Source organism: Pseudomonas sp. S2_C03, from assembly GCF_054668405.1.
This window is the reverse complement of record NZ_CP162766.1, coordinates 5,645,722-5,658,158: the sequence shown is the minus strand read 5'-3', so window position 1 is coordinate 5,658,158 and position 12,437 is coordinate 5,645,722. Positions and strand designations below refer to the sequence as shown.

Here is a 12,437-nt window from a genome sequence, read left to right as displayed (position 1 = left end):
AGCCCTCAGCCGCAGGAGCAGCGGCTTTACTGAATGATCAGGTTGTTGAACAACAGGTCCTCGACCACCGGCTTGCCGGTTTCGTCGTTCATGATCTGCTGGGTCAGCTTCAATGCTTCCTGACGCAGCTTTTCCTTGGCTTCAAGATTGTTCATGGTCTCGGTGGTCTGCTGCGCAAACAGCTGCACCAGCTGATTACGGATGAACGGCTCGTTGGCCTTGACCAGTTTGGTCGCTTCGTCACCCGTCACGCGCAACGCCACATCGGCCTTGTAGACCTTGAGCTTGGGCGTGCCATCCAGGCCATAGTTACCCACGAACGGCGGGCTCAAGGTGATGTAATTGACCTTCGGCGCCGCGCCTTCCTTGGCCTCTTCAGCCACGGCCGTCACAGGCAGGGACAGGGCCAGCAACAACATGATCCACGCTTTCACAATTCGCTCCTCAATCCGGTTTGCGGCCTAGCATAACGGCCCGCCGCGCAAGTACAAGCTTATGGCTGACTATCAGGGCCAGGCATGCTCGTTGACCCGTCGACACTCACACCTACACTTATCGGCCATCACTACAAAAGGAATAGCCCTGATGAAAGCCGTGCTGTGCAAAGCCTTCGGCCCTGCCGAATCGCTGGTGCTGGAAGACGTCGCCAGCCCTGTCGCCAAAAAGAACGAGATCCTGCTGGACGTACACGCCGCCGCCGTCAATTTCCCGGACACGCTGATCATCGAGGGCAAGTACCAGTTCAAGCCGCCCTTCCCGTTTTCCCCCGGTGGTGAAGCCGCCGGCGTGGTCAGCGCGGTGGGCGAAAAGGTCAGCCACCTGAAAGTCGGCGACCGGGTCATGGCCCTCACAGGCTGGGGCAGTTTTGCCGAGCAGGTCGCGGTGCCCGGCTACAACGTGCTGCCCGTCCCGCCCGGCATGGACTTCAACACCGCTGCCGGCTTCAGCATGACCTACGGCACCTCGATGCACGCCCTCAAGCAACGGGCCAATCTGCAACCCGGTGAAACCCTGCTGGTACTCGGCGCTTCGGGCGGAGTGGGCCTTGCCGCCGTGGAAATCGGCAAAGCCATGGGCGCCCGTGTGATCGCCGCCGCCGGCAGCGCCGATAAACTGGCCATCGCCAAGGCAGCCGGCGCCGATGAGCTGATCAACTACAGCGAGGCCAGTCTCAAGGACGAAATCAAGCGCCTGACCGACGGCCAGGGCGCCGACGTGATTTACGACCCGGTTGGCGGCGACCTGTTCGACCAGGCCGTGCGCGCCATCGCCTGGAACGGCCGCCTGTTGGTAGTCGGCTTCGCCAGCGGGCGCATCCCCGAACTGCCGGTCAACCTCGCCCTGCTCAAGGGCGCCGCAGTGGTCGGCGTGTTCTGGGGCTCCTTCGCCCAACGCCAACCCCAGGACAACGCCGCCAACTTCCAGCAACTGTTCGGCTGGTACGCCGAAGGCAAGTTGAAACCGCTGGTGTCACAGGTCTACCCGCTGAGCAACGCGGCGCAAGCGATCAACGACCTTGGCCAGCGCAAGGCCGTCGGGAAGGTGGTGGTGCAGGTGCGTTGAGGTTCGGTTGAGGTTCGGTTGAGGTAAAGAGACCAGGACAACCCGGGGTTGTCCTGGCCTCCAAGTTCGCGAAATTCCCCGCTGTTAAAGCAGTTCACGCACTTCTTTCGGGAAAAATCGCACGGCGCGGCTGGTTGGATGCGTATTGCACCGCCGAATAATGCTGGGCACTCCCCTGTTGAGTTTGGCGATCAACTCCAGGCGTTTATCTCTGGGCATCAGCCCGGACGCGATGGAATGAGCCAGGTAACTGCGCGCCCAAAAAAAGAAGTTCATATCGACCCAGTCACTTTGCGCGTAGTTCTTTGCCTCACTACTGAGGTCGGAACAGAGCACTTTTTTCAATATTTCGTTCGCATCAAGCGGCACATCGCTGCTCAACCTGAAGAGCATTGGCGCAACGACATCGACACGCTCCGGACGCTCGTCGCTGATCTCCCAAGGCTTGAACTTCCATTGCCTGACCGCCGTTACGGAGGCCTCGACCAGCTCCGGGTGGGCACCTTCAGGCGCAGATACTTGGCTGACCGATCCATCGGCATGCACGATCATGGTGACCTTGACCTCCCCCTCGATGCCAGCCAGGTAAAGTGCCCTCGGGTACGCCGGCGTGGGATTATTCGCTGGTATCAAAAACACCTCCCCGGCAAGCACAACGCTGCACACACCCCACATAGCCGCCACCACAAACCACCGCATAACCACACTCCTTCGCGTCTCCACGCCAGATCTGGCGAGCACGAAAAGGTTAAGACGCGGTGAGTTTTTACATAACGTGACAGCTTCCTCTTCGATTGCAGGACGTTTCCCAAAGACCTGCCCTACGCCGGCCGCGAATGCGTCATCAATGATGGCGAAGTAAAAATTCCCACAGCGCCTCCCAGGTGCACCGAAGCGACATGTTCGTAAAGGAATGTGCGATGTCGAACATTTTCCGCTGTTTGGTCGTGCAAACAGGTGCTATTTTCGGTAATGAAACTGTAACATTCGCATCCGCAGTCAAAACAAAAAATCTGGAGCTTTGGAATGTTTGCTTTCTTTCGCCCTGCTTCGCATCAGGCTCCGTTGCCTGAAGAGAAAATAGACAGCACCTACCGACGCCTTCGCTGGCAGATCTTCGCCGGTATCTTCATCGGTTACGCGGGTTACTACCTGCTGCGCAAAAACTTCTCCCTGGCCATGCCCTATCTGATCGAAGAGGGTTACACCCGCGGTGAGCTGGGTGTGGCGTTGTCGGCGATCGCCATCGCCTATGGCTTGTCCAAGTTCCTGATGGGCATCGTCTCCGACCGCTCCAACCCGCGCTACTTCCTGCCATTCGGCCTGCTGGTTTCGGCTGCGGTGATGTTCATTTTCGGTTTCGCACACTGGGCCACGTCCAGCGTCACCATCATGTTCATCCTGCTGTTCATCAATGGTTGGGCCCAGGGCATGGGCTGGCCGCCGAGTGGCCGAACCATGGTTCACTGGTGGTCGCAAAAGGAGCGCGGTGGCGTGGTGTCGCTGTGGAACGTGGCGCATAACGTGGGCGGTGGCCTGATCGGCCCGCTGTTCCTGCTCGGCATGGGCTTGTTCAATGACTGGCACGCGGCGTTCTACGTGCCAGCGGCCGTGGCCCTGGCCGTGGCGGTGTTCGCCTTCGCCACTATGCGCGACACCCCGCAATCGGTTGGCCTGCCGCCGATCGAGAAGTACAAGAACGACTATCCGGAGGGCTACGACGCCAGCCACGAGAAGGAATTCAGCGCCAAGGAAATCTTCGTCAAGTACGTGCTGCGCAACAAGATGCTCTGGTACATCGCCTTGGCCAACGTCTTCGTCTACCTGCTGCGTTACGGTGTGCTGGACTGGGCACCGACCTACCTCAAGGAAGCGAAGGGCTTCACCGTGGACAAATCCTCGTGGGCGTATTTCTTCTACGAGTGGGCGGGTATTCCGGGCACGCTGTTGTGCGGCTGGATGTCCGACAAGATCTTCCGTGGCAACCGTGGCCTGACCGGCATGGTGTTCATGGCCCTGGTGACCGTGGCGACGCTGGTGTACTGGCTCAACCCAGCCGGCAACCCGACGGTAGACATGATCGCCCTGGTGTCGATTGGCTTCCTGATCTACGGCCCGGTGATGCTGATCGGCCTGCAGGCGCTGGAGCTGGCACCGAAGAAGGCGGCGGGTACGGCAGCAGGCTTTACCGGGCTGTTTGGTTATCTGGGCGGCTCAGTCGCGGCCAGTGCCGCCATGGGCTACACCGTGGACCACTTCGGTTGGGACGGCGGTTTTGTCCTGCTGATCGGCGCATGCCTGCTGGCCATGGCCTTCCTTGCACCGACGCTGTGGCACAAACAGGCTGCCAGTCAGACCCGCGAAGCCACCGCTTGATCCACTTTTGATTTGCAACGCTTGAGCCGCGCCTCCAGATTCCGGTCTGGCATGGCGTGGCTACGCAGGGCGCTGGCGGTCTGCTCGACATAATCGCGAGTTGTACCGTAGCGCCCGCAAGCGTTTTCGAACACATGGCTCAGTACATGATCCGGCAGGTTACCGGCATAGCTGGGCAAGTGCCGCTCCAGAACAAAACCCAACGCCTGAACCTGGCTTCCGTCTTCGAGACGGCAGTTGAGCCAGTGTGGGCGATAGGAAGGAAATGGCATTTCACGCTGCCACAAGGCGTAGAGCGATGCTTCGAGCTGTTCTTCCGGCAGCCTGTAGGCAAAGCCGCTGCACGAACCACCGCGATCAAGCCCAAAGACCAGCCCCGGCACTTCAGGCGTGCCACGATGTTCGTGGGACCACAGGTACAAACCGCGATGGTAACCGTGCACTCGCCCACGAACCCGTTCAACCGCTGCGCATTCAGGACGCCAAATGAGCGAGCCATAGGCGAACAACCAGACCGGCCCACCCTTGTGACGCGCCATGGTCGCCTGCATCGAGCTGAGCAATTGTTCGTGCGTATGCTGCGGCCCGAGGTCGAGCCGTGGAGGGTAAGGCAGATTCAGAAAAGCAGATTCGATAGCGCTCATGGCGAATAGCGTTCAGCTCCCCGCGGATAATGAATTACTAAATAGAACGCGCCGCTGTAACAATAAGGCACATAACTTTTAAGGCAATTTAAGTGCCATGGCATGGTTCTTAATTTGCTGTCTGGATATATATAACTTACAGCTATCTGCTAAATAGTATAAATATCGATCGGCTATATAGCGGGTTATATGCGCCTCCTGTAGGAGCGAGCTTGCTCGCGATGGAGGATCAGACACCCCGCGGTGCTCGGTCTACCATCGCGAGCAAGCTCGCTCCTACAGGTACGGGGGGTCAGCCGCGGGGGGCGTACGCAAACACGTCCGCCCGCATCTGGTGGGCGTCCATCCCCGCCTCGACCAGTGCATCCAACGTGCCGTAGACCATGGCCGGCGAGCCACTGGCGTAGACGTGAAGGGCGTTCAGGTCGGGGAAGTCCTCGCACACCGCCTGATGCAGCATGCCGCAACGCCCCTGCCAGCCACATTGGTCGCTGACGACCTTGTGCAGGAACAGATTGGGCAATTTCTCCCACTCATCCCAGTGCTCGATTTCGTAGAATTCTTCGGGACGACGCACGCCCCAATACAGGTGCACCGGGTGCTTGAAACCCGTGGCCCGGCAGTGCTCGAGCAGGCTGTGAATCTGGCCCATGCCGGTCCCTGCGGCGATCAGCACCAGCGGGCCATCGGGCAATTCAGCCAGGTGCGTGTCGCCGAATGGCATTTCGATACGCGCCATCTTGTTGCGCTGAAGCTGTTCGATCAGGTCGCGTGCACTGCCTTCGCGCGCCAGCACATGAATTTGCAGGTCTCGCCCCGAATGGGGCGCCGAGGCCAGGGAGAAGGCGGACTTTTCGCCATCCTCTCGCTCGATCATCAGGTACTGCCCGGCGTGATAACGCGGCGGCTTGCCCGCCGGCGCTCGCATCGTCACGCGCCAGGTGTCGCCGCCGACGTTTTTGCACTCAGTGACCTGACACGACACGCTGCGCACCGGCAACTCTCCCAGCGCAAGCACGCCATCCCACAGCACGATGCAGTCTTCCAGCGGCTCTGCTATGCAAGTGTAGAACTCACCATGGTCGCGCACTGCGCCGGCCTGTTCGACCCGTCCTTCCACCAGCAATGCGGCACACACGTGGCAGTTGCCATTGCGGCAACTTTGCGGGCATTCATAGCCCAGACGGCGTGCGCCATCGAGAATCCGCTCGCCTGGCAGTATCTCAAGCACTGCTCCGGACGGCTGCAAGGTTACACGCATCAATCTATTCCTAACTGATTCCAGATGGCATCGATCCGTTGGGTCACGGCATCGTCCTTGACGATAACCCGGCCCCACTCGCGGGTGGTTTCCCCCGGCCACTTGTGCGTGGCGTCCAGGCCCATTTTCGAACCCAGGCCGGAGACCGGCGAGGCGAAGTCCAGGTAGTCGATCGGCGTGTTGTCGATCATCACCGTGTCGCGCTTGGGGTCCATGCGCGTGGTGATGGCCCAGATCACGTCGTTCCAGTCACGCGCATTGATATCGTCGTCGGTGACGATAACGAACTTGGTGTACATGAACTGTCGCAAAAACGACCAGACACCGAGCATTACCCGCTTGGCGTGGCCCGGGTAGGATTTCTTCATGGTCACGACGGCCATGCGGTACGAGCAGCCTTCGGGCGGCAGATAGAAGTCAGTGATCTCCGGAAACTGCTTTTGCAGGATCGGCACGAACACTTCGTTCAGTGCCACGCCAAGAATGGCGGGTTCATCCGGTGGACGGCCGGTGTAGGTGCTGTGGTAGATCGGCTTCACCCGGTGGGTGATGCGCTCGACGGTGAACACCGGAAAGCTGTCGACTTCGTTGTAATAGCCAGTGTGGTCGCCGTACGGGCCTTCGTCGGCCATTTCGCCCGGATGGATCACGCCCTCGAGGATGATCTCGGCGGTGGCCGGCACTTGCAGGTCATTGCCGCGGCATTTCACCAGCTCGGTGCGGTTGTCGCGCAGCAGCCCGGCGAAAGCGTATTCGGAGAGGCTGTCGGGCACAGGTGTGACGGCACCGAGGATGGTCGCCGGGTCAGCACCCAGTGCCACCGACACCGGGAACGGCTGGCCGGGGTGTTTCTCGCACCACTCGCGGTAATCCAGCGCACCGCCGCGATGGCTTAACCAGCGCATGATGACTTTATTGCGGCCGATCACTTGCTGGCGATAGATGCCGAGGTTCTGGCGATCCTTGTTCGGCCCCTTGGTGACGGTCAGGCCCCAGGTGATCAGAGGCGCAACATCGCCGGGCCAGCAGGTTTGCACCGGCAACATGGCGAGGTCGACGTCATCGCCTTCAATGACCACTTCCTGGCAGACCGCGTCCTTGACGACCTTGGGCGCCATGGAAATGATCTTGCGGAAGATCGGCAGCTTGGACCAGGCATCTTTGAGGCCTTTAGGCGGCTCGGGCTCTTTGAGGAACGCCAGCAGCTTGCCAATCTCGCGCAGCTCGCTGACCGACTCGGCGCCCATGCCCATGGCAACCCGCTCCGGGGTGCCAAACAGGTTGCCCAGCACCGGAATGTCGTAACCGGTGGGTTTTTCGAACAGCAACGCCGGGCCTTTGGCTCGCAACGTGCGGTCGCAGACTTCCGTCATCTCCAACACGGGAGAGATGGGAACCTGGATGCGTTTCAATTCTCCGCGCTGCTCGAGTTGCTGCACGAAATCCCGAAGATCCTTGAATTTCATTGAAGATGCCACCTCGAAAATAGGCGTACATCCTACCTGCTCTGACGACCGAACAGCAGCCTGTCAGCGCACTGTCGCCATCAATTGTGGGTGGTGCCCAGAAGAACCGGCGCAAAAAGCGGGCTCAAGCGCGCACTGCCAACGTCCGACAGGTGATCTTCGTCCCTGTACTGCGAGTGGCCATTGACTTCGATACTGCAGACCCCGCCGGCGCACATCATGGGCGTTGGGTCGATCACGTGCACGCCAGGATCGGCTGCACTCAGCGAATCGAACAGGCTGCCGAGAAAGTGCTGGCGCGCCAAGTGCTCTTCCAATGGACGCCCCAGCCCTTGGGTGGAGCGCCCAACCCGAGCAAGACTGGTCAGCCGGCTAACGGCCCCCTTGTGTTGCAAGGGCACTTCCTTGAACAACCAGACTTGCGCACCCGCCTCCCGGATCGCCGCCACCCGCGCTTTGATCGCCGCCGCCATGCGTGCCTCGGACTGGGCGGTATCGTCATGCTCGTTGAGCAGGACCTTCTTGTCGCCGTCCTCGCGGCCGTAGACGTAAAGACTCCAGTTGGACGCGAGCACCACGTCCTTGATTCCCAAGCGACGCACTTGCTCCATGGTTTGCTCGTTAAAGTCCCTGCAACGCTGACGCGGTTCATCGCTGAGAATCGGAGGACAGGCACTCATGCTGTACAGCCACACCGGGCGCCCTTTCTGGTCAGCACCCGCCTTGATCGCAGGCAACAATGCCGCCGCGTGACTGTCGCCCCAAACCAGCTGTGTCGCCGGCAGCTCCTGGTGTTCACCGAGCAAGCAGGCCTTGTCGAACTTTTTGTCTTTGGTCACCAGCATGCATTTCATCTGCCCGGCCCGCCACTCGCGCGCCTGCGCATACTCAAGTGCCTTGCCGGTAAGGCGCTGAGGGAAACCGTCCATTGAACGCACTACGGAGCCGGTCACCGCCAGCACGGCCATCGCCGTCAGGCCCGCCACGAGCACCGGCTTGCGTCCAGCCAGCAACTGCTTTTCACGAAACGGCAATTCCACGAAGCGCCAGCTCAACCAGGCCAGCGCCAATGCCAGCAACATCCAGCCGAGTGCTTCCCACGGCTGAATACCGTCGACAGAAATGGCGTTGGCGTAGACATACACCGGCCAGTGCCACAAATACAGCGAGTAGGAGAGCAAACCGATCCAGACGAAAGCCCGAACACTCAACAGCCGTCCAACCCAGGTCGAACCTTGCCCGCCCGACCAGATCAACGCTGTAGCCCCCAGCACCGGCAGCAGCGCCGCCCAACCTGGGAACACCGTCTCGCGGTCGAACGTGAACACTGCCACCAGGATTGCCGTCAACCCGGCGATGCCGACCGCCTGGTAGAGCCAGGGCCGGACCGCGTGCTTTCGAGCAGGCATGACGGCGAGCATCGCACCGCACAGCAACTCCCAGGCTCGGGTCGGCAACGAAAAGAAAGCGAAGTCGGGTTTGCGCTCAATGTAGGCGATGTTCAGCCCGAAGGAGATCAATAGCACCGCGAACAGCATCCAGCGCCAATGCCGGATATGACGCATCAACAGCGCCATCAGCAGCGGGAAGAAGATGTAGTACTGTTCTTCAACGGCCAGCGACCAGGTGTGCAGCAACGGTTTCAGGTCGGAAGCCGGCTGGAAGTAGCCATCCTCGCGCATGAACAGGATGTTGGAAATGAACAGTGACTGGTAGCGCACCGTCCTGCCCAACTCGGAAAAGTCCTTGGCCGTAAGCAGCAACCAGCCCAGGGCCAACGTGACGAGCATCACGACACTCAGGGCCGGGATGATGCGCCGGGCACGCCGCGCCCAGAAGTCGACAAAGCTGAACCGCTGCGCGCCGATCTCGCGGAACAGGATGCTGGTGATCAGGAAGCCGGAAATGACAAAGAACACATCCACGCCGACGAAACCGCCACTGAATGTGCTGAAGCCGAAGTGAAAGAGTACAACCGGAATGACGGCCAGCGCCCTCAGACCGTCGATGTCACGGCGATTACCAAATGTGTGCATTAACGTCCCTTGCCCGATACAAACCCATCCGCAAGGGACACCGTGCGTCAGCGAAAGTTATCAAATCAGATACAAAATAGCAGACGCGCAAAAAAAAGCGCCCCATGCGGGGCGCTCTTTGCTGAAGCCTGCTGCGTGTTACTTGCGTTTCATCGACAGGAAGAACTCGTCGTTGGTCTTGGTCGTTTTCAGCTTGTCGACCAGGAACTCGATCGCGGCGATCTCGTCCATCGGGTGCAGCAACTTGCGCAGGATCCACATGCGCTGCAGCTCGTCATCGGCGGTCAGCAACTCTTCGCGGCGGGTGCCGGAACGGTTGATGTTGATGGCCGGGAACACGCGTTTTTCAGCGATACGGCGGTCCAGTGGCAGCTCCATGTTGCCGGTGCCCTTGAACTCTTCGTAGATCACTTCGTCCATCTTCGAGCCGGTTTCAACCAGCGCGGTGGCGATGATGGTCAGCGAGCCGCCTTCTTCGATGTTCCGTGCCGCACCGAAGAAACGCTTCGGTTTTTCGAGGGCGTGGGCATCGACACCACCGGTGAGCACTTTGCCAGAGCTCGGGATCACGGTGTTGTAGGCACGAGCCAGACGGGTGATGGAGTCGAGCAGGATCACCACGTCCTTCTTGTGTTCGACCAGGCGCTTGGCCTTCTCGATCACCATCTCGGCAACCTGCACGTGGCGGGTTGGCGGCTCGTCGAACGTCGAGGCAACCACTTCGCCACGCACGGTGCGCTGCATTTCGGTCACTTCTTCCGGACGCTCGTCGATCAACAGCACGATCAGATGAACTTCAGGGTTGTTGCGTGCGATATTCGCGGCGATGTTCTGCAGCATGATCGTCTTGCCCGCTTTCGGCGGAGCAACGATCAGACCGCGCTGGCCTTTACCGATGGGTGCGCACAGGTCGATGACACGACCGGTGAGGTCTTCGGTGGAACCGTTACCGGCTTCCATCTTCATGCGCACGGTCGGGAACAGCGGGGTCAGGTTCTCGAAGAGAATCTTGTTTTTCGCGTTTTCCGGACGGTCGAAGTTGATGGTATCGACCTTGAGCAGCGCGAAATAGCGCTCGCCTTCCTTCGGAGGGCGGATCTTGCCAACGATGGTGTCACCGGTGCGCAAGTTGAAACGGCGGATCTGGCTTGGCGAGACGTAGATATCGTCCGGGCCGGCCAGGTAGGAAGCGTCTGCGGAGCGAAGGAAGCCGAAGCCGTCCTGGAGAATCTCCAGCACGCCATCACCGGAGATTTCCTCGCCGCTCTTCGCGTGCTTCTTGAGCAGGGAGAAAATCACGTCCTGCTTGCGCGAACGGGCCATATTTTCTATGCCCATCTGTTCGGCCAATTCGAGCAGTTCGGTAATCGGCTTTTGCTTGAGTTCAGTCAGATTCATATAGGAATGACGTAATCATTTATGGAGGGGGGAAATTAAGCTTTTGGCTTAATGAGGCCGCGCCGCGGAGAAGGCGACAGGATCGCGTACTTGTTCGAAAGGAGTGCGTCGGCGACGGCTAGCAGGGGGCAGTGGAGAAACCACTGCGGTGCCGAATGTACCACCTGAGTTTCAGAGCGTCTAGCCCTCTATAACGAAAAAGCCCCGCAATATGCGGGGCCATTTTTCGCGACTTTACGACGACACTCAGATGTTGGCGTCGAGGAAAGCAGCCAGTTGCGACTTCGACAGCGCACCGACCTTGGTCGCTTCAACGTTGCCGTTCTTGAACAGCATCAGGGTCGGGATACCACGCACGCCATGCTTGGCCGGGGTTTCCTGGTTTTCATCGATGTTCAATTTGGCAACGGTCAGCTTGCCTTTGTAAGTCTCGGCAATTTCGTCCAGAACGGGAGCGATCATTTTGCAAGGACCGCACCATTCAGCCCAGTAATCGACCAGTACAGCGCCTTCGGCCTTGAGTACGTCAGCTTCGAAGCTAGCGTCGCTAACGTGTTTGATCAGATCGCTGCTCATGGAATTCTCCAGGGTTGTAAGCAAAAAAACGTGGCCCATCATAGCCGCCCTTCCCTCGTTCAGGAAGCCGCAGATGATTGAGTCTCGCTATGGTGTTTCATGAGAGTGTGTATAGCTCAAGCCGCCTCCCTGTGGTCTTTTGGCCGATATTCGTGACCGCCCTCCCCGGATGAACGGTCGTTTCCGGACCTGGCCCCAAAGGCGCTCAGGATCCAGGTCCGATGCGCCATGGCGGTGCATATCGTCTACCGCTCGATGCATCAAACGCCCGGACCATTGGGTCTTCCGTCGTCCTCCCCCACCTGGCATGACCCGTGCTCTGTTCAATCACAGAGATTCACCTGACTGGAGGACACGTCATGGCCAATCCGTCAGATTTCCTGTCCATGGCGGACAATACTCAACTGCTGCTTCGCGGGGCGCTGTTCACCCTGGAGCTGACCACCATTGGTGCGCTACTCGGGGTCGGAACCGGCGTGATCGGCGCCCTCATACGGGCGCGCAATATTCGCCCGTTGGCGGCGATGGTCGGTGTTTATGTCGAGCTGATCCGCAATACACCCTTTCTGATGCAGCTGTTGTGCATCTTTTATGGCCTGCCTGCCATCGGCGTATCGATCTCCCCATGGCAAGCCGCCGCACTGGCGATGGTGATCAACCTCGGAGCGCATTCCACGCACGTTATTGGTGACACCCTCCAGGTGATGCCTCGCTACGAGGCCTTGCGTCACGGCGGGTTGCGCCACGCCCTGAGCAACGCCTGGCCGGCCCTGACCCACCAGATTATCCTCGTCATGCTCAGTTCGTCGGTATGCTCCGTGATCGCCACTCAAGAGTTGAGCTTTGTCGCCAATGCCATTCAATCGCGCAATGTGCGAGCGTTCGAAACGTACGCCCTGACCGCGTTGATGTACCTGTGTATGGCATTGATGATCCGGCAGTTGCTGAGCTGGATCGCACAGCGGTTGTTCGCCGAAGAAGAAACGCCCCCCTACGGCAGCGAAACCATCGAGCCGCTGCACCGTCACGATTGACTGCGCAGGATCAAGGCTTTGAACACTGCGCGTTGGCGTTGGCGTTTGATCGTGGCACGATGTCGGGGTTATCGAACGAGACC

11 protein-coding genes are annotated in these 12,437 nt (G+C 59.6%); 3 read left to right on the top strand and 8 right to left on the bottom strand.

Translation table 11 applies throughout. The features are described 5' to 3' along the window. Positions 1-26: 26 nt before the first annotated feature. The gene (locus tag AB4N64_RS26030) at positions 27-434 is read right to left on the bottom strand and encodes a flagellar basal body-associated protein FliL (protein ID WP_460119821.1); all 408 of its coding nucleotides are present in this window, start codon (positions 432-434) and stop codon (positions 27-29) included. 151 nt (positions 435-585) lie between these two features. Here AB4N64_RS26030 and AB4N64_RS26025 point away from each other — a divergent pair, with 151 nt between their 5' ends. Next, positions 586-1,563: an NADPH:quinone oxidoreductase family protein gene (locus tag AB4N64_RS26025; RefSeq protein WP_460119819.1), complete on the top strand. Its 978-nt coding sequence runs from the start codon at positions 586-588 to the stop codon at positions 1,561-1,563. A gap of 84 nt (positions 1,564-1,647) precedes the next feature. Here AB4N64_RS26025 and AB4N64_RS26020 read toward each other — a convergent pair whose 3' ends face one another. Further along, positions 1,648-2,262 (bottom strand): energy transducer TonB, encoded by a 615-nt coding sequence (locus AB4N64_RS26020; RefSeq protein ID WP_460119817.1) that lies wholly within the window; start codon positions 2,260-2,262, stop codon positions 1,648-1,650. A 327-nt stretch (positions 2,263-2,589) separates the two neighbouring features. On the opposite strand from AB4N64_RS26020, the gene glpT reads away from it, so the two are divergent. Then, the gene (gene glpT, locus AB4N64_RS26015) at positions 2,590-3,939 is read left to right on the top strand and encodes a glycerol-3-phosphate transporter (RefSeq protein WP_460119815.1); all 1,350 of its coding nucleotides are present in this window, start codon (positions 2,590-2,592) and stop codon (positions 3,937-3,939) included. Here the strand turns inward: glpT and AB4N64_RS26010 are convergent. The 6 genes from AB4N64_RS26010 to trxA form a co-directional block, all read right to left on the bottom strand. Next, positions 3,915-4,583 (bottom strand): gamma-glutamylcyclotransferase, encoded by a 669-nt coding sequence (locus tag AB4N64_RS26010; protein ID WP_460119813.1) that lies wholly within the window; start codon positions 4,581-4,583, stop codon positions 3,915-3,917. The genes glpT and AB4N64_RS26010 overlap by 25 nt on opposite strands. Positions 4,584-4,875: 292 nt before the next feature. Further along, positions 4,876-5,844 (bottom strand): CDP-6-deoxy-delta-3,4-glucoseen reductase, encoded by a 969-nt coding sequence (locus AB4N64_RS26005; protein WP_460119811.1) that lies wholly within the window; start codon positions 5,842-5,844, stop codon positions 4,876-4,878. After that, positions 5,844-7,310, bottom strand: a complete 1,467-nt coding sequence (gene ubiD, locus AB4N64_RS26000; protein WP_460119809.1) for a 4-hydroxy-3-polyprenylbenzoate decarboxylase — start codon at positions 7,308-7,310, stop codon at positions 5,844-5,846. The genes AB4N64_RS26005 and ubiD overlap by 1 nt, the downstream gene beginning before the upstream one ends. Before the next feature lie 80 nt (positions 7,311-7,390). Beyond that, a complete protein-coding gene (locus tag AB4N64_RS25995; RefSeq protein WP_460119807.1) occupies positions 7,391-9,346 on the bottom strand; it encodes an acyltransferase family protein in 1,956 nt (651 codons plus the stop codon). A 138-nt stretch (positions 9,347-9,484) separates the two neighbouring features. Next, complete coding sequence (rho, locus tag AB4N64_RS25990) at positions 9,485-10,744, bottom strand: transcription termination factor Rho (RefSeq protein ID WP_057712815.1); 1,260 nt, start codon at positions 10,742-10,744, stop codon at positions 9,485-9,487. A gap of 246 nt (positions 10,745-10,990) precedes the next feature. After that, on the bottom strand, positions 10,991-11,320 hold the full coding sequence (gene trxA, locus AB4N64_RS25985; protein WP_003206727.1) for a thioredoxin TrxA: 330 nt from the start codon (positions 11,318-11,320) through the stop codon (positions 10,991-10,993). A 359-nt stretch (positions 11,321-11,679) separates the two neighbouring features. Between trxA and AB4N64_RS25980 the strand changes: the two genes are divergently transcribed. Beyond that, complete coding sequence (locus AB4N64_RS25980) at positions 11,680-12,354, top strand: amino acid ABC transporter permease (protein ID WP_460119804.1); 675 nt, start codon at positions 11,680-11,682, stop codon at positions 12,352-12,354. Positions 12,355-12,437: the final 83 nt, after the last annotated feature.